Genomic DNA, 17062 nt, shown 5'->3' on the forward strand with positions numbered 1-17062 from the left:
ACGTTGCTCTATTGACTGAATTCCGAATCAGATTCTCTACTTCGTTGTATCATATTTTGGCCAATTTGAGCCTAAATGGCGATTCTAAAGGTGCTATTTTATTTAATCGATTTATTTTCTGGGTAAATGTTACCGATAACAGGTTTGTACGAGTAGTTTTTGTAAAAGATCCTGCTATTCTCCCAAATCTGACTTAATCTCATAAAGTATTTAAGAGCAAAAAGGTAAATTATGGCAAATGCGGAAATAGGCGTTATCGGGTTGGCAGTTATGGGCGCAAATCTGGCGCTTAATATTGCGGACAATGGTTATAAGGTTGCGGTGTTTAACCGGACTTATGCTCGAACAGAAGAATTTATGAAAAGTGCTGGCGAATTGGTGGGTCAACTGATTCCTTGCAAAACTCTTGAAGAATTTATTGCCGCGATCCGTCCACCACGCCCTGTGATAATCATGGTTAAAGCAGGTGAGCCTGTTGATATGCAAATCCAGGCTCTTAAACCTCTTATGACTGATGATGACATTATTATCGACGCTGGTAATGCAAATTTTCGTGATACGCTTCGCCGTGGTGAAGAAATGTCACAGACGGCGCTCACCTTTATTGGAATGGGCGTTTCCGGTGGTGAAGAGGGTGCACGACGTGGCCCATCAATTATGGTTGGTGGCAAACAAGCATCTTATCCACGAGTACAAAAAGTGCTTGAAGCTATTTCTGCTAAATATAACGGAGAACCGTGTGCCGCTTGGCTTGGGGAAAACGGGGCAGGGCATTTTGTAAAAACCATTCACAACGGTATTGAATATGCCGATATGCAAATGATTGCAGAAGTTTATGGCATTATGCGAGATCGCTTAGCTATGCCCGCAGCGGAAATTTCTGACGTATTTGCTAAATGGAACGAAGGCCCGCTTGAATCCTACCTCATTGAAATTACAGCCAAAGTTCTTAAAGCCATAGATCCTAAAACAGATCGTCCGATGATAGAATTAATTTTGGATGCTGCAGGCCAAAAGGGAACTGGACGATGGTCAGCAATTGAAGCATTGCAGATGGGTGTTCCAGCTACCGGTATTGAGGCGGCAGTTGCTGCGAGAAGCCTATCAGCTGCAAAAGATGAGCGTCTTCACGCAGAAAAAGTTCTCGGTTTACCTCAATCAATCGGCGGTGCTGATGACAAAGATGCGGTTATTGCGGATCTTGAGATGGCATTACTCGCAGGTAAGATTGCAGCATATGCGCAGGGATTTGCGGTTATGTCCGCAGCGTCTAAAGAGTTTAGCTGGGGGCTTCCGATGCCGACAATCGCAAAGATCTGGCGTGCAGGCTGTATTATTCAATCGCGCTTTCTGGATGAGATTTCAACGGCCTTCTCTAAAGAGCCTGATGTTGCAAATCTTGCTGTTACTCCGAGTTTTTCAAAGATGTTGCAAGATTGTGATGCTCCGTTAAGACGTGTTGTAAGCGACGCCGTGCTCAACGGCTCGCCCGCAGTTGCATTGGCGAGTGCGATTTCGTATTTTGATACATACCGCAGAGGACAGGGGACTGCGAACCTTATTCAGGCGCAACGTGATTTCTTTGGAGCACATGGGTTTAAACGTGTGGATGAAGAAGGCGATCATCACGGACCGTGGGGCAGTAGTTGATCTGGGTCAATTACATCCGATGTTAATCTGATATTGGTGACGAAACTGGTGAATTGCAGTTTTGTCGCATTGGCATTAGATTACCGATGCATTAAAAGCGGCATAAAGCTGAATATGTATTTGTTAAGATTGCCTACGGAGGCTCAAATGGATTTTGAGAGTTTTTTCAACACGTCACTTGACGGTCTTAAAGAAGAAGGCCGTTATCGCGTGTTTGCCGACTTGGAACGCCACCGTGGTAATTTTCCTAAAGCGACACGCCATTGTCCTGATGGATCAATATCAGACGTAACTGTCTGGTGCTCGAATGATTATCTTGGTATGGGGCAAAACCCAAAAGTCATGGAGGCCATGAAAAAGGCTATCGATGATGCCGGGACCGGTGCAGGAGGTACGCGGAATATCTCTGGGACAACGCACTACCATGTTTTGCTGGAGAAAGAACTTGCAGATCTTCACGGTAAAGATGATGCATTGTTGTTTACATCTGGTTATGTATCCAATTGGGCTGCTTTAGGCACATTGGCCTCTCAAATTCCGGGTTGTATCGTATTCTCAGATGCGTCTAACCATGCATCAATGATTGAGGGCATTCGTCACTCCCGTGCTCAGAAAGTTATTTGGAAGCATAATGATGTGGCTGATTTGGAGGCAAAGCTTGCTGCTGCTGACCCCGAAGCGCCAAAATTGATTGCGTTTGAAAGCGTATATTCAATGGATGGTGATATCGCACCTATCGCTGAAATTTGCGATCTTGCTGATAAATATGGGGCAATGACGTATCTGGATGAAGTTCATGCAGTTGGCCTTTACGGACCGCGCGGCGGCGGTGTTGCCGAACGTGAGGGCATTATGGATCGCCTGACCGTCATCGAGGGGACTCTAGGTAAAGCATTTGGTGTTATGGGCGGTTATATTACGGCCTCTACTGCTCTGTGCGATTTCGTGAGAAGTTTTGCATCCGGCTTTATTTTCACAACAGCTCTTCCGCCAGCCATTGCAGCAGGTGCTGCTGCAAGCATTCAATATCTGAAGGTCAGCGATATGGAGCGTATGCGTCAGCGCGAACGAGTAAAATCTTTGCGTGCAAAGCTTGATGCAAGAGGCATTCCACATATGGAAAATCAAAGCCATATTGTTCCTGTTATGGTTGGCAATGCTGCAAAGTGTAAAATGATTTCTGATATGCTTTTGGATAATTATGGCATTTATGTTCAGCCGATTAATTACCCAACAGTGCCCAAAGGAACAGAGCGTTTGCGCTTTACACCTTCGCCCATGCACACAAATGAAGATATAGATCATTTGGTTGATTCGCTTCATGATCTGTGGTCGCAATGTGCACTGTCGCGTGCGGTTGCTTAATTTTAGACATTGTCATTAAATTGATAGATAACCCCCTTAGAGAACAACGTTTCCTGAGGGGTAATTGTTTGTGATGAAAATTTTGCGTTGTTGTACAAATTATGCCATTTGATGCGCGAATGATTACGTAAGCTCTCGATAATTATTGTTGGGTTTTAAAACGATGGTATCTAATGCACAAAGATATGCGGCTGAATTGGTCGGGACAGCATTCCTGCTCGCAACCGTAGTTGGTTCGGGGATCATGGCAGAACAGCTTTCCGGTGGAAATGTTGCCATTGCGCTTTTAGGAAACACAATACCGACTGGTGCAATTCTGGTTGTACTTATCACAATGTTTGGTCCGATATCCGGCGCGCATTTTAATCCGGCTGTAACACTTGTATTTAAGCTGCGTGGCGACATAACAATGGGTGATAGTCTTCTCTATGTTCTGGTGCAGATAATTGGTGGGATAATTGGTGTTTGGGCGGCTCATATTATGTTTGATCTGAGTATTTTTCAGTTTTCTGAAAAAGTACGCGCAGGTAGCGCGCAGTGGTTTTCAGAAGGTGTGGCCACTTTTGGGCTCGTGGCGACAATTCTTCTGACGTTAAAGGCCAAGGAAAGTGCCGTCGCCGTTGCAGTGGGTCTGTATATCACAGCTGCCTATTGGTTTACAGCCTCAACCTCTTTTGCCAACCCAGCGGTGACAATAGCTCGAAGCTTTTCGAATACATTTGCCGGCATCCGCGCGGCGGATGTGCCTTATTTTATTTTAGCGCAGATTATTTTTGCAATTATTGCTTGGTTATTTTGCACCTGGATTTCCAAAGAAAAGCAGACATAGATGATAAGCAAGATACCTGTTACGGTCATTACTGGATATCTAGGTGCGGGTAAGACCACTCTGCTTAATCGAATATTATCCGAAAAACATGATAAAAATTACGCCGTTATCGTGAATGAGTTTGGCGAAATTGGTATAGACGGTTCACTGGTTGTCGGTGCTGACGAAGATATCTTCGAAATGAGCAATGGCTGTATTTGCTGTAGCGTTCGTGGTGATTTGATCGAAACCGTTGATAATTTGCTCGCAAGCGGTCGACAGTTGGACGCAATAATCATTGAGACCACTGGTCTCGCTGACCCTGCGCCTGTGGCGCAAACCTTTCTGCAAGAAGAAAATGTTCGATCAAAAACGCAGCTTGATGCAATTGTTACGGTGGTAGATGCGAAACACCTGACCAAGGAGTTAGAAACCTCGCGTGAGGCAAAAGAGCAGATTGCATTTGCAGATATTATCATTTTGAATAAAGTGGATTTAGTTAGCGATATCAATTCTTTAAAAGCGTTAGTTGAATCAATTAATCCACTTGCAAATCTCTATGAGACAAATCATTGTCAGATCGATTTGAACCTGCTTTTATCGCAAAACGCTTTTGCCCTCGACCGTAATTTGGTTCGAGACCCGAACTTCCTGAAATCTCACCACCACCACCATCACGACAGTGATGTTCAGAGCTTCTCATTACAAACTGATCGTCCTTTGGATCGGCAACTGTTTTTTTCTTGGATGCAGTGGGTTCTTGAGCATTTCGGCATGGATATGTTGCGTACCAAAGGTATTCTAAGCTTCATAGGTGAAGATGAACGATTTGTGGTTCAAGGTGTTCATCAGCTAATTGAAGGTGTGGCGCAACGTCCTTGGACAGCGGATGAACCACGAACGAGCCAACTCGTTTTTATCGGACGTAATTTACCGCAACTGATCATTGAGGAAGGGTTTTACGCTTCTCAGGTCTAATTGATGCGCAAAAATAAACCCGCAGGAATTGTCCGGCGGGTTTAGAGATTCAATTATCAAACTTGTTTAATCGACGAAAGCGCGTTCAATAACAAAGTCAGCCGGCTTGCTGTTTGCGCCTTCTTCAAACCCGCGCGCTTCTAACATGATTTTGAGATCATTGATCATGGCCATGGAACCGCAGATCATGACACGATCTGTTTCCGGGTTCAAATCTGGTAAGCCTGTCACCTTGGCCAGTGTGCCATCTTCGATCAGATTTGTGATACGGCCTTTCTGTTCGCTATCTTCACGTGTTGTGGAGGTAAAGTGAATTAGTTTTTCTTTAGCTTCGTCACCAACTAACAGATCTTCCTTGGTAAGTGCGACTGTATCAACACCATATTGCAGCTCAGCAACTTCACGACAAGTGTGTGTGAGAATGACATTATCGAAGTTCTCATAGGCCTCTGGGTCGCGCATAACAGATGCAAATGGTGCGATACCTGTTCCAGTTGATATCATATAAAGGTTTTTTGCTGGTGTTAGCGCATCCATTACCAGCGTTCCAGTGGATTTCTGGCGCATCCAGATTGTATCGCCGGGCTGAATCTTTTGCAGATGCTCGGTGAGAGGTCCGCCTGGAACTTTAATCGAGAAAAATTCAATCTCTTCATCCCAAGATGGGCTGGCAATAGAATAAGCTCTGAAAAGAGGTTTTCCTTCTGACGGAAGTCCAATCATGACAAATTCGCCAGAGCGAAATCTAAAACTTGCGGGCCGAGTGATTCTGAATTTGAACAGGCGATCAGTATAGTGCTCTACAGAAATAACTTTTTCAGCAAAGGTTGCTTTTGGAAGAGGAAATTCTTCTTTTTGCTCTGCAACATCTTGTGTGGACACTGGCATTCTCCAACGGACTTAAACGCAGAATATTGCACTGCGGTATGTTGATATGTGATTGTTTTTTACAGTTCTCTGTTAGAGAAAGACAGGTTTATTTTTCTAACTCTAGGTGTTCGCGTAAAAACCTGGTCCGTTCTTGATGAATTTATCGCGCTTTTAAACCACATAATGGATTGATGCGATGAATCTGTTCAAAATAAAAGACCCGCGTAATGAATACACGGATCTTCTTAAAATTGAATTGATTCAAATCAAGATGTAGCAAATGTGATAGACTCATCAATCGCAGCTACCATTTCATCAATGTCATCTTTTGTACAAATCAACGCCGGGCTCATGCAAAGCGTATTGTTAAAACCAGGAAGTGATCTGTTTGTCATACCCATGATCACAGCGTGTTCTGACATGCAGCGGCCAACGATCTTTTGCACTAGCGCTTCGGGGGCCGCTTCTTTGGTGTCACGATTGGTAACGAGTTCGGCTCCACAGAAAAGACCCTTACCGCGAACATCGCCAATTAATTCGTGCTTGCCCTTCAGCTCTTCGAGTTTTTCGACAAGGTATGCGCCCATTACATTGGTGTTTTCAAGAAGGTTTTCGTCTTCGAGAATACGCATATTTTCAAGAGCAGCTGCGGGACCAGCAGTACATCCGCCAAATGTTGAAATATCGCGGAAATAGCTCATGTGGTCATCAGGTGTGCTTTTGAATTCATTAAAGACTGCTTCTGTCGTTACACAGCAAGAAATCGCTGCATAGCCTGACGCAACACCTTTTGCCATTGTTACCATATCTGGTTCAATACCATAGTGCTGGTAGCCAAACCACTCGCCTGTGCGGCCCATTCCGCAGACCACTTCGTCAATGATTAGAAGAACGTCATGCTCTTTGCAGATTTCTTGCACGCGATCCCAGTAGCCTTTTGGCGGAACAATAACGCCGCCGCCAGCGGTGACTGGTTCAAGGATAAGAGCGCCAACAGTGTCCGCACCTTCACGTAAAATAACTTCCTCGATCGCATTCGCAGCGCGAATACCATAATCCTCAACGTCGCCCCATTGTGAACGATATTCCAGACAATGCGGAACGGAAACAAAACCTGGTGTGAAGGGACCATATTGTGCTTTGCGCTCTTCTTGTCCACAAGAGGAAAGGGCCGTGATTGTTGTACCGTGGTAGTCACGCTCACGGTATAAAATCTTATGCTTCTTGCCGCCATATTTGTTGTGCGCGATTTGGCGTACAATTTTATAGGCTTTTTCGTTCGCTTCTGATCCGGAATTTGCGTAGTAGACACGCTTCATGCCCGGCATTTTGCTAATCAGGCGCTCGGAAAAGTTGGCCGCTGGAACGCTGCCAACAGTATTGCCAAAAAAGTTCATTTTGACGAGTTGATCTCGAACCGCATTTGCAATGGTTTCTCGGCCATAGCCTACATTAACAGTCCAAACGCCGCCGGACACTGAATCCAGGTGCGAGCGACCAGCCTGGTTCCATACACGCAAGCCCTTGCCCTCTATTACGATCAGAGGATCACTTTCGTCGAACTTTTTATGTTGTGTGAGATGATGCCATACATGAGCGCGGTCATTTTCGACGACATCACTAAAGTCATTCTGATTGTTCAAGCCATCCATGGCAAATCTCCTTTAATTTGATATTACATTAGATAGAAGCAGATTAGTCAAACAGTGCCTGATTAAATACATCTATGGTGCCAGATGGATCAAGTAATTTGTCAGGAATTATCGACTAGATAATTAAATGCAAATTTGTCGGGTAAATGAAAGCCCTTTTTAAGAAAATCTCAAACTTGAGAAGTATGAGTTCCATTGACTAATGCAAGGATTAAAGGATACATCGCTACTGAGAAGCTAAAACACCACACATGGTTTTAGCAAAATTGGCACTAAGTTCTGACATGACGCTCTATAAAGATCATATCCCTAAGTTTGCCGTTGCTCCCATGATGGATTGGACAGACAAACATTGTCGGTTTCTTCATCGGCAATTGAGTCAGCATGCGCTGCTTTATACGGAAATGGTTGTTGCAGACGCGATTATCCACGGTGATCAGCAACGATTACTTGGTTATGATGATAGCGAGCATCCCATTGCTGTACAGCTGGGAGGTTCAGACCCAGAGAAGCTGAAAATAGCTGCAAAAGTATGCGAAGAATTTGGGTATGATGAAATTAATCTAAATGTTGGTTGCCCGTCAGATAGGGTGCAATCAGGGACATTCGGTGCATGTTTGATGCGAGAACCCGAACTTGTGGCCTCTTGTGTTGATGCAATGAAATCTGTTGTGGGTATTCCAGTGACAGTCAAATGTCGCATCGGTGTTGACGAGCAAGATGAAGAACTGGCGCTTGATGAACTGACATCGCATGTTCGTGGGGCGAGGGTGGATGCGTTGTGGGTCCATGCTCGAAAAGCATGGCTCGATGGATTATCCCCTAAGGAGAACCGAGATATTCCACCACTCAATTATGAACGTGTTTATCGCCTTAAAGATAAAAATGCTGACCTGTTTATTGGTATTAATGGTGGCATTGCTGATTTAGATACCGCAACCGCCCAAATGAACTATGTGGATGGAGTTATGCTTGGTCGCGCGGCCTATCATAATTCCAGCTTGCTCGCTGATGTTGATCATTTGTTTTATGGGCTGAAGCCAAGTCACGTAGATTGGATAAAGGTTTGCGATGCAATGATTGATCATGCTAAAAAGCATATGGAGCAGGGCGGAAGGCTTATCCATATCACGCGACATATGGTTGGATTGTTTCACGGATTGCCGGGTGCGCGGCGTTATCGGCAAATTCTTTCAACAGATGCTGTCAAAAATGATGCCTCGCCAGATATAATCAGAAAAGCACTTGCAGAGGTAAGACTTCCGCTATTTGAAAGTGCCTAATTCAAGCTTATTCTGCTGCTGGAATTGGCTTTGGACTACCATTCTCGTCTAACGCAACCATCACAATTTTTGCATCCGTGACTTTTTCCATGACATCTGTGAGGTATCGTTGCACCCAAGCATCGACTTGAAGTGTCATCGATGTCGTCCCGACTTTTACAATATCGATGTAGATGCCAAGAGTATCGCCGATCTTCACGGGCTTTTTAAATACCATCTCTTTTACTGCAGCTGTTACAACGCGTCCATGGGCTCGTTCAGCTGCGCGAATACCGCTGGCTAGATCCATTTGGGCCATCACCCAACCACCGAAAATATCTCCGGCAGCATTAGCATCACCGGGCATTGCCAGCGTTCTAAGGGTAAGTTCACCCGTTGGTTTGTCGTCTTTGCTCATTTGGATGCGCCTTTTGTGTCGGGAATCATAGAGTTAATTTTAGGATAATATTTCATTTACCTCAATCTGCGATAATTTGCTCTTGTTGTCCTGCCTTTGGAGTTATGCGTATGTTGCAGGTTGTTCGCCTTTTAACAAAATTTAGACGAAACACTTCCGTTCTGATGGCTTTTTTGCTTTCGAGTGTATTGGTCTTGACCAGCTGTTCACCCAATAGTGTGCTTTCCCCTCCCGGGGATATTGTGTCATCCATTACACCGTTGAGTACGACACCAACTTCAGCACCACAATTGCCGCCCATGATTTCATCGTTGGATGGACCAACACCTGAGGGTCAAACTCAACCGGAACAGCGGAAAGAGGTGGCGACATTATTTTCACCGCAAGCCATACTTGGTCGTGCAAAACCAGCAGAATCTGTATGTCAGCGCCAATTAAGACGATTGGGCGTGCGTTTTGACACACCGCCTCCGGTAGTTGGACCGGGTTCTTGTGGTATTGCTAGTCCTGTGAAGGTTAAATCATTATCTGGTGGTATAGACGTTGTGCCTGATGCTACATTGAATTGCCCCATGGCCTTAGCGTTCGCAAAGTGGGTCAAGAACGAATTAAGTGGTGCTGCGCGCATGCGATACCTGTCAGGTATCAAAAGCATTCATCAAATGTCTTCCTACTCCTGTCGCACGATGAACTCAAAAAGAGGTGCGAAGATGTCTGAACATTCAAAAGGGAATGCAATTGATATTGGAAAGATCAAACTCAACAGCGGTAAGGCCATTGTTGTAAAACGCCCTGGTTTCTTTGCCTTTAGAGAGAAAGGACTTTTGCATAAAGTTCGCGCTCAAAGTTGCAAATATTTTACGACCGTACTTGGCCCTGGAAGTGACGTGCACCACCGAGATCATTTTCATTTTGATCTAAGGCAACGCAAAACTGGGTATAGACATTGCGATCTTTAGGTTCTGATTCGAGTTAATTTAAGCTGGTTATTTTAAGCTAACTCTCCTATGAGATGAATAATCTTAAAAGGGTGGGGTTATCTGCGTGTCATACGAACTTGTATATTTTGCTTTGGTGTTAATAGCAGCCGGAGTTGTAGCTGGTGTACTCGCTGGACTATTTGGTATTGGCGGTGGCGCTGTTCTTGTGCCGGTTTTTTACCAAGCTTTCAGTGCTTGGGGGCTTGATCAGGCAATTGTAATGCATGTGTCTGTTGGAACCTCACTTGCCATTATTGTACCCACCTCAATTCGATCTTTTATGACACACCGGCAAAGCGGTGTCATTGATATGGAAACCCTTAAAAAATGGATCGTGGCCGTACCGATAGGTGTTTTGATTGCTTCATATATTGCTTTCATTGCCTCAGGCGAAGCATTGCGTGCTATTTTTGCATTTATAGCCATCATCGTGGCAATACGCATGATTTTTAATCAGCCGCATTGGCGTTTGGGGAAAGATTTACCAGGTGGGATTTATCGATGGATAGTTGGCGTTATTGTGGGATTGTTATCGGCTCTGATGGGTATCGGCGGCGGTGTGTTGAATAACACATTTATGACACTCTATAATCGGTCAATGCACCAAGCCGTGGCGACATCTTCAGGCGTCGGCGTTCTTATCTCTATTCCTGGTTTAATAGGTTATGTCTGGGCAGGTTGGAGCATTGAGGGCTTGCCGCCATTTTCGACGGGCTTTGTGAATTGGCCCGCCGTTTTATTGATTATTCCGATCACCCTAATGCTTGCACCAGTAGGTGCTAGGCTGGCCCATAGATTGGAGAAACGTCAATTAGAAGTTGGATTTGGTATCTTCTTGCTACTCGTAGCCATAAGGTTTTTCTATAGTCTCGCTTAAGTAGCCTTATGCTTCTTTATTACGTTTTATTTGTTGTCGTCGTGTCACGCGTCGAGGCTTTCTGTCGATTTCTTCCAGTCGAGCACTCAATACACCCATGATCTCAGTACGTTGTTGTGGTGTATAATCCACCCACTTTGTAATCTCATCGCCCGTGCGCCCACAGCCAAAACAGTAACCTGTTTTTAGATCGATCGAACAAACCAGCGTGCATGGAGATTGTATATTGCTCATTCAATTATTCCTAAGCCAATGATGCAAAACCAAATAATAACGCTGCTTCGCTGATTTGTTGGGTTGCGCCAATTGTATCGCCTGTGTGTCCATTAATTTTTTTATCTGCCAACTTGGTGAATAGGTACACGCATGAGATAGTAAGCGGGATTGCAATTACAATGTTTAAAATATTGTAGCCGAATATGAGCGGCAATGCGATTAGCACGATAGACGCTATTATGTTTTCATTAAACGATCGTTGAGTTGGTATCCCAACTTGTTTTGCAACTCCATCCTGGCGAGCTGGGGGCAGTGATCGCCAATGCCAAACCATAACTGCGCGACTAATACCCGATATTGCGGGGATCAAGATAAAGAGTTGAACGGCGCCTACTTGATCTATGATAGTGCTAAGTGCAACAAACTTTAGTAAGATTGAAAAGATCAGAGCCAAAGTACCGTATGCACCAAGTCTGGAATCGCGCATAATTTCAAGAATATGTTCTTTGTTTCGACCACCCCAAAAACCATCTACACAATCAGATAACCCATCTTCATGTAGGGCGCCTGTAATGAATGTTTGCATTGCAAGCACCAAAACCGCGATGAGCATTTCATTGGTTCCGAATTTACTAAGTAGTGCTGCTATGCAAGCGATGGGTAATGCAATAATTACACCAGAAAGTGCGAACATACCTGATGTTTCGCCCAGACTTCCATCGTCGCCATGGAAATAGCGTGTTGGAACTGGATAGCGACTTAAGAAGCCTATCGAACGCGCTAATCTTTGTAAGTAGTTTTCCATCGAGATCTAACGTCAATAATGTGGTTTTATTTTTTCCGGTACATTCATGTTTGGTGAGGTTGTAATCTGTATAGATGATCATTACTAGCTTCATTAATAATCTTGAATAAGAATGTAGAAATTAAATAGCTCTTGAGTTGGGAGAATAATATGTCTGCAAGTGGTTTGCCTTTTGACGATTTCCGCGAATTAGTACGTAATTTACCGGGGCCCAATTCTCAAGCTGTTGATAATGCGCGAACGCGCGATGGCCAGCTAACCAAGCCGCCAGGTGCATTAGGACGTCTTGAAGAAATTGCATTTTGGCTTGCTGCTTGGACAGGTAGACCGCCCGCCGTTACACGTCCTCTCGTTGCTATATTTGCTGGTAATCACGGTGTGGTGGATCAAGGTGTATCGCCTTTCCCTCAATCTGTGACGGCGCAGATGGTCGAAAATTTTGCCGCGGGAGGTGCTGCAATAAATCAGATTTGTGTTACTCATGATCTTGGTCTTAAGATTTTTGATTTAGCATTGGAGCATCCTACAGCTGATTTCACAAAAGAAGCAGCCTTGGATGAGCAGGCATGCGCGGCAACCATGGCCTTCGGCATGGAGGCTATTGCAGGCGGGACCGATCTGCTTTGTATTGGCGAAATGGGTATTGGCAATACAACTGTGGCATCGGCTATTTACCTGGCTCTATATGGCGGAACAGCCGAGGAATGGGTGGGTCCGGGAACTGGCGCACAAGGTGAGGTTCTTCAACGAAAAATTGAGGCTGTCGAGAAGGCTGTTGATTTGCATAAAGCTCATTTGAACGACCCGTTTGAAATTTTAAGACGATTAGGTGGTCGCGAGATTGCAGCGATGGCTGGCGCAATTTTAGCAGCGCGTATGGAAGGTATTCCGGTTATCATTGATGGATTCGTTGCAACAGCTGCTGCGGCAGTTCTACATGCTGCGAACCCCAAAGCGCTCGATCATTGTTTGGTTGGACATGTATCTGCGGAACCGGGGCATATTAGGGTTTTGGAGAATATTGGTAAAACACCGTTACTTGCATTGGGTATGCGGTTAGGTGAGGGGACGGGCGCTGCGCTTGCCGCTGGAATTGTTAAGGCAGCCGCGCAATGCCATTCTGGAATGGCAACCTTTGATCAAGCTGGTGTAAGCGATAAAGCGTAGGGTTTATCGTGTTCCGACGCGTTTTTTTGTTGAGTTGTTGACGGGCGTTTGCTCAACCGGCGAAATAGACTGCATCACCCGTTTTGCTGGGAATGTGCAAGTTGCTGTCGTTCCGACGCGCAGCTTAGATTTAAGGGTAAAATTGCCTTCATGCTTTTTCATGATTGCTTGCACAATAGGTAGACCTAAACCGGTTCCCTGTTCAGCGCTTTTAATTGCAATTGAACCTTGACCAAATGCAGATAAAACGATTGGGATTTCTTCTTCGGGTATACCTGTTCCATTGTCTGTAATGGAGAGATATTGTCCACCGCCTGCGGTCCAGCCAAGTTTGATATTGATCTCACCTTTGCTGGGTGTGAATTTTACCGCATTTGAAAGCAAATTAAGGATGACTTGGCGAATGGATTTCTCATCTGCCCATACCATGGGTAGGCTTTCTTCGAAAAGTTCCACGATATTTATGTCTTTATTGCGAGCCTTCAATTGAACCATTGCGATGCAGTCGGAACTAATATCTGCCAATGATACAGATTCCTCTGATAGCTCATACCGTCCAGCTTCGATACGAGATAAGTCCAGAATCTCATTGATGAGGTTTAACAGATGCTGGCCAGAACTGTGGATGTCTCCCATATATTGCACATATTGTGGGTTCTCAATTTTCCCCATAACACCATTTTTCATGATTTCTGAAAAACCAAGTATAGCATTTAGCGGTGTGCGCAATTCATGGCTCATTGATGCTAAGAATCGTGACTTTGCGAGATTTGCCTCTTCGGCTCTTCTGCGCGCTTCATCGGATAAAGAATTGGCAACTTCTAATTCGGCAATAAGTGCATCTTTTTCAAGTTGATGCTCTAATCGTGCGACATTAGATTGATATAGTTTTCGGCTGAGAAGAATAAAAAAACCAGCGGCGAGCAATTGAAACCCTAAATGCCCCACGTCTGCAATTGATTGTGTTCTTATTGCATGGAATGCTAAGACAGAGAGAATTGGTATCACTACATAGTAAACTGCTGCTGATAGCGCCAATGTAGACGTAGCTGTAGTTGCAGTTAAAATAAGTAAGCTGGCAGCAACAAAGAAATAGCCAGATTCCGATGTGAGAAAAGTGGTTTGAAGTGCAAAAAACGCTGACCAAACAAGTCCAATTATAAAATAACTGGCGTAATATCGACGTTGCCAGGTAGTCGTTTTCATATCATTTGGATTTAATTTTGCAGCACTTCGGGCAACCAATGTCAAAATAGTATAGGCAATTGATGCAAATATAGACCACAAAAACGCGTCAATTGTATGTTGTAAATAGTAACTTGCTACAGCGACAGAGATAACCAATATGGGGCCGATAGCTGCGCCTTCAAGCAAACTTTGTGTGTGAAGAACGAGCATTTCGCGCGCATAGTTGTTTTTCACAAATGCTCCGTGCTGCAATTTTTCGCGCTTACTTTTAACAGCATTCATGACAGCTGCATTTGGAATCTTCTGTGTGCGATCCAGTATGTTTTTATCTGCAATCTGCTCGTCGGAGTTTACCATATCAGCTCAACTAATTTTAAATTTGGTCCATTTTAGCGTTAAAAACTTAAGAACTTATTCTACTTTTCTGGCAGTTGGGTTCCAAACTTTGGTTTTTTGGAGCTGTTTGGCACCCTGCATTTGCTTGTTTTTACATTTAGGTTGTGGAAAATAGGTATAAACATGTTTTTTACCTCACAAACTATCCGAACTAAATCTTGCATAGATGCTATGTATGCTTAACTCATGTTTGGGAAACTATAAGAGTTTAAGTATGGATCGTCTCGACCGGAAGATATTGCGCTTACTACAAGAAGACACAACTTTAGCTGTCGCAGATATTGCGAAAAAGGTTGGCCTGTCGACAACACCATGTTGGCGGCGCATTCAGAAGCTGGAAGAGGACGGAGTTATTCGTCGTCGTGTGGCATTGCTTGATGCTGATAAGGTGAATGTCAAGGTCACCGTATTTGTGTTTATTCGCACGAATTCCCACAGTACGGAATGGCTAAAACGCTTTTCAGAAGTGATCGTAGATTTTCCAGAGATTGTTGAATTCTATAGAATGAGTGGAGATGTGGATTATCTGTTGCGTGTCGTCGTTCCCGATATCACAGCTTATGACGAGTTTTATCGTCGACTTATTGAGCGGATAGAAATTCGTGATGTGAGTTCGGCTTTTGCTATGGAAAAAATCAAATACACAACAGAGTTACCGCTTGATTATATGCCGGTGGAACATGGGCGTTCCACCGACTAACTTTATGTCTAATTATTTTTCAAACTTCTCAAGCCGCGCAAGAAGTGAAGACGTATCCCATCTATTGCCCCCCATCGCTTGAACATCACTGTAGAATTGATCTATGAGGGCTGTAATGGGTAAGCTTACGCCATTATCTTTGGCTTGATCCAATACAATTCCAAGGTCTTTACGCATCCAGTCAACCGCAAACCCATGCTCATATTCGCCGCTATTCATTGTCTTATAGCGGTTTTCCATTTGCCATGAACCAGCTGCACCTTTTGAAATAACATCGATAACCTTTTCAATATCAAGGCCTGCTTTTTTGCCAAAATTTATCCCCTCTGAAAGCCCCTGCACCAAGCCTGCAATACAGATTTGATTGACCATCTTAGTGATTTGCCCTGCGCCAACTTCACCCATGTGACCAACCATTTTGGCATAATTTTGGATGACTGGTTCTGCTTCATTGAAAGTCTTTTCATCACCGCCAACCATGACCGTGAGTGCACCATTTTCAGCGCCGGCTTGCCCGCCAGAAATAGGCGCATCGAGAAAACCACACCCTTGTTTTTTGCATGCTTGTGCGAGCTCTTTGGCTACGTTGGCTGATGCTGTTGTGTTGTCAATGAGGATGCTTCCTGACTTCATACCATTTAGCACGCCTGTTTCATCAATCGTAACGGATCGTAAATCATCATCATTTCCAACGCATGTAAAAATGAAATCGGCATCTTTTGCAGCTTCCGCTGGGGTGTCGGCGCTTGAACCGCCGAACTCGTCAGCCCATTTTTTTGCCTTTGCGGATGTTCGATTATAAACGCAAACATCGTGTCCACCTTTGGTTTTCAGGTGTCCTGCCATTGGGTAGCCCATAACGCCAAGACCGATAAATGCTACTTTTGCCATTCTAATTCCTTTAGTTTGAATTCAGTTTATGATTTTTGCATCAAAACAAGATGTCCGAAAATTGGGTTTCCTTGTTCGTAACGAACAATAATTTCTTTGGAAGTATGGATTTCTAACCGGTGCTCTCTAAATATATTTTCAATGTAGTCGAGTTGATGTGCAAATCGTTGAAATTTTCCAACTGTATAATTCTGCCCGGCAAAGTCATTGTGCGGCAGTGTTTCGGTTGAAAAAATACAGTGGCTATTAGAGGTGAGGTTGCTTGAGATACCTTTAGCAAACTGTTCCAAATCACCTAGGTAGGGCAGCACATCTGCAGCGCAAATCAGGTTCCACGGGTTTTCGTCATTATCGAGCAGATAATCTTCAACATCTGCCACATATAGCGCGTCATATACGTCTCGATCATAGGCTATTTCTAGCATGTTTTCGGACAGATCAACGCCAATTATATTAGATTTCTCGGATGCAAGTTTTACCCCCATGAGACCCGTACCGCAGCCTAGATCCAGAACTCTGGCAACGCTTGATATCCCGTTTTCAGTTAACATGTTGGCTGCGAGCTTTGGAACATCATAGCCAAGATCATCAACCAGCACTTTGTCGAACACGTTTGCATGTTGATCAAAGAGCGTTGCGACATAGGCTTGAGGCGCTCGTTTGGGTGCTTCTGCCTTACCCATGCTTGCTATCCTTACCGCAGCACCACCATGATCGGAGGGGTCAATTTCCAGAACTTTCTCATAGGCCTTAGCTGCATCATCAACTTGTCCGGATTTTTCCAGTTCAAGTGCTTTGTTGTAAGCTTCCGCTAGTTTTTCTTCGTCCATACTAAATGC

Annotated in this window: 17 protein-coding genes; 9 read left to right on the forward strand and 8 right to left on the reverse strand. The window is 44.4% G+C overall.

Annotation, left to right across the window (positions count from 1 at the left end; translation table 11 throughout):
- The first annotated feature begins 231 nt into the window (after positions 1-231).
- From gndA to AB2J24_RS02535, 4 genes are all read left to right on the forward strand, one after another.
- Positions 232-1650, forward strand: coding sequence for an NADP-dependent phosphogluconate dehydrogenase (gene gndA / locus AB2J24_RS02520; RefSeq protein WP_367384302.1), 1419 nt, complete (start codon positions 232-234; stop codon positions 1648-1650).
- Between the two features lie 147 nt (positions 1651-1797).
- Positions 1798-3015 carry a 5-aminolevulinate synthase gene (gene hemA, locus AB2J24_RS02525; RefSeq protein WP_367384303.1) on the forward strand — a complete coding sequence of 406 codons (1218 nt, stop codon included), beginning with the start codon at positions 1798-1800 and terminating at the stop codon, positions 3013-3015.
- A 163-nt stretch (positions 3016-3178) separates the two neighbouring features.
- The gene (locus tag AB2J24_RS02530) at positions 3179-3844 is read left to right on the forward strand and encodes an aquaporin (RefSeq protein WP_367384304.1); all 666 of its coding nucleotides are present in this window, start codon (positions 3179-3181) and stop codon (positions 3842-3844) included.
- Positions 3845-4801, forward strand: coding sequence for a CobW family GTP-binding protein (locus AB2J24_RS02535; protein ID WP_367384305.1), 957 nt, complete (start codon positions 3845-3847; stop codon positions 4799-4801). It abuts the gene before it with no gap.
- A 66-nt stretch (positions 4802-4867) separates the two neighbouring features.
- Here the strand turns inward: AB2J24_RS02535 and AB2J24_RS02540 are convergent, their stop codons facing one another.
- A complete protein-coding gene (locus AB2J24_RS02540) occupies positions 4868-5689 on the reverse strand; it encodes a ferredoxin--NADP reductase (RefSeq protein WP_367384306.1) in 822 nt (273 codons plus the stop codon).
- A 248-nt stretch (positions 5690-5937) separates the two neighbouring features.
- On the reverse strand, positions 5938-7323 hold the full coding sequence (locus tag AB2J24_RS02545) for an aspartate aminotransferase family protein (protein WP_162652452.1): 1386 nt from the start codon (positions 7321-7323) through the stop codon (positions 5938-5940).
- Between the two features lie 284 nt (positions 7324-7607).
- On the opposite strand from AB2J24_RS02545, the gene dusA reads away from it, so the two are divergent.
- Positions 7608-8606, forward strand: coding sequence for a tRNA dihydrouridine(20/20a) synthase DusA (dusA, locus tag AB2J24_RS02550; protein WP_367384511.1), 999 nt, complete (start codon positions 7608-7610; stop codon positions 8604-8606).
- A 7-nt stretch (positions 8607-8613) separates the two neighbouring features.
- On the opposite strand, the gene AB2J24_RS02555 is transcribed toward dusA, so the two are convergent.
- Positions 8614-9003: an acyl-CoA thioesterase gene (locus tag AB2J24_RS02555; protein WP_162652451.1), complete on the reverse strand. Its 390-nt coding sequence runs from the start codon at positions 9001-9003 to the stop codon at positions 8614-8616.
- Positions 9004-9245: 242 nt separating this feature from the next.
- Here AB2J24_RS02555 and AB2J24_RS02560 point away from each other — a divergent pair, with 242 nt between their 5' ends.
- Both AB2J24_RS02560 and AB2J24_RS02565 read left to right on the forward strand, forming a co-directional pair.
- Positions 9246-9962, forward strand: coding sequence for an extensin family protein (locus AB2J24_RS02560; protein ID WP_367384307.1), 717 nt, complete (start codon positions 9246-9248; stop codon positions 9960-9962).
- An 85-nt stretch (positions 9963-10047) separates the two neighbouring features.
- Entirely contained in the window at positions 10048-10860 is an 813-nt protein-coding gene (locus AB2J24_RS02565; protein WP_367384308.1) for a sulfite exporter TauE/SafE family protein, read from the forward strand.
- A 6-nt stretch (positions 10861-10866) separates the two neighbouring features.
- Here AB2J24_RS02565 and AB2J24_RS02570 read toward each other — a convergent pair whose 3' ends face one another.
- On the reverse strand, positions 10867-11094 hold the full coding sequence (locus AB2J24_RS02570) for a DUF1289 domain-containing protein (protein WP_162652449.1): 228 nt from the start codon (positions 11092-11094) through the stop codon (positions 10867-10869).
- A gap of 10 nt (positions 11095-11104) precedes the next feature.
- Positions 11105-11881: an adenosylcobinamide-GDP ribazoletransferase gene (gene cobS / locus AB2J24_RS02575; protein WP_367384309.1), complete on the reverse strand. Its 777-nt coding sequence runs from the start codon at positions 11879-11881 to the stop codon at positions 11105-11107.
- A gap of 150 nt (positions 11882-12031) precedes the next feature.
- Between cobS and cobT the strand changes: the two genes are divergently transcribed.
- Positions 12032-13048, forward strand: a complete 1017-nt coding sequence (gene cobT, locus AB2J24_RS02580; RefSeq protein ID WP_367384310.1) for a nicotinate-nucleotide--dimethylbenzimidazole phosphoribosyltransferase — start codon at positions 12032-12034, stop codon at positions 13046-13048.
- Between the two features lie 3 nt (positions 13049-13051).
- On the opposite strand, the gene AB2J24_RS02585 is transcribed toward cobT, so the two are convergent.
- Positions 13052-14593 (reverse strand): sensor histidine kinase, encoded by a 1542-nt coding sequence (locus AB2J24_RS02585; protein WP_367384311.1) that lies wholly within the window; start codon positions 14591-14593, stop codon positions 13052-13054.
- A 253-nt stretch (positions 14594-14846) separates the two neighbouring features.
- Here AB2J24_RS02585 and AB2J24_RS02590 point away from each other — a divergent pair, with 253 nt between their 5' ends.
- A complete protein-coding gene (locus tag AB2J24_RS02590; RefSeq protein WP_162652445.1) occupies positions 14847-15332 on the forward strand; it encodes an Lrp/AsnC family transcriptional regulator in 486 nt (161 codons plus the stop codon).
- A 12-nt stretch (positions 15333-15344) separates the two neighbouring features.
- On the opposite strand, the gene AB2J24_RS02595 is transcribed toward AB2J24_RS02590, so the two are convergent.
- Positions 15345-16223: an NAD(P)-dependent oxidoreductase gene (locus AB2J24_RS02595; protein ID WP_162652444.1), complete on the reverse strand. Its 879-nt coding sequence runs from the start codon at positions 16221-16223 to the stop codon at positions 15345-15347.
- 26 nt (positions 16224-16249) lie between these two features.
- Entirely contained in the window at positions 16250-17053 is an 804-nt protein-coding gene (locus AB2J24_RS02600; RefSeq protein ID WP_367384312.1) for a methyltransferase domain-containing protein, read from the reverse strand.
- Positions 17054-17062 lie beyond the last annotated feature (9 nt).

Source organism: Lentilitoribacter sp. EG35, from assembly GCF_040784015.1.
Classification (GTDB): Bacteria; Pseudomonadota; Alphaproteobacteria; order Rhizobiales; family Rhizobiaceae; genus Lentilitoribacter.

What these genes read in the sequence shown, in the direction of transcription:
- gndA (WP_367384302.1), top strand. Translation starts at nt 232, where the DNA reads ATGGCAAATGCGGAAATAGGCGTTATCGGGTTGGCAGTTATGGGCGCA.
- hemA (WP_367384303.1), top strand. Translation starts at nt 1,798, where the DNA reads ATGGATTTTGAGAGTTTTTTCAACACGTCACTTGACGGTCTTAAAGAA.
- AB2J24_RS02530 (WP_367384304.1), top strand. Translation starts at nt 3,179, where the DNA reads ATGGTATCTAATGCACAAAGATATGCGGCTGAATTGGTCGGGACAGCA.
- AB2J24_RS02535 (WP_367384305.1), top strand. Translation starts at nt 3,845, where the DNA reads ATGATAAGCAAGATACCTGTTACGGTCATTACTGGATATCTAGGTGCG.
- AB2J24_RS02540 (WP_367384306.1), bottom strand. Translation starts at nt 5,689, where the DNA reads ATGCCAGTGTCCACACAAGATGTTGCAGAGCAAAAAGAAGAATTTCCT.
- AB2J24_RS02545 (WP_162652452.1), bottom strand. Translation starts at nt 7,323, where the DNA reads ATGGATGGCTTGAACAATCAGAATGACTTTAGTGATGTCGTCGAAAAT.
- dusA (WP_367384511.1), top strand. Translation starts at nt 7,608, where the DNA reads ATGACGCTCTATAAAGATCATATCCCTAAGTTTGCCGTTGCTCCCATG.
- AB2J24_RS02555 (WP_162652451.1), bottom strand. Translation starts at nt 9,003, where the DNA reads ATGAGCAAAGACGACAAACCAACGGGTGAACTTACCCTTAGAACGCTG.
- AB2J24_RS02570 (WP_162652449.1), bottom strand. Translation starts at nt 11,094, where the DNA reads ATGAGCAATATACAATCTCCATGCACGCTGGTTTGTTCGATCGATCTA.
- cobS (WP_367384309.1), bottom strand. Translation starts at nt 11,881, where the DNA reads ATGGAAAACTACTTACAAAGATTAGCGCGTTCGATAGGCTTCTTAAGT.
- cobT (WP_367384310.1), top strand. Translation starts at nt 12,032, where the DNA reads ATGTCTGCAAGTGGTTTGCCTTTTGACGATTTCCGCGAATTAGTACGT.
- AB2J24_RS02585 (WP_367384311.1), bottom strand. Translation starts at nt 14,593, where the DNA reads ATGGTAAACTCCGACGAGCAGATTGCAGATAAAAACATACTGGATCGC.
- AB2J24_RS02590 (WP_162652445.1), top strand. Translation starts at nt 14,847, where the DNA reads ATGGATCGTCTCGACCGGAAGATATTGCGCTTACTACAAGAAGACACA.
- AB2J24_RS02595 (WP_162652444.1), bottom strand. Translation starts at nt 16,223, where the DNA reads ATGGCAAAAGTAGCATTTATCGGTCTTGGCGTTATGGGCTACCCAATG.
- AB2J24_RS02600 (WP_367384312.1), bottom strand. Translation starts at nt 17,053, where the DNA reads ATGGACGAAGAAAAACTAGCGGAAGCTTACAACAAAGCACTTGAACTG.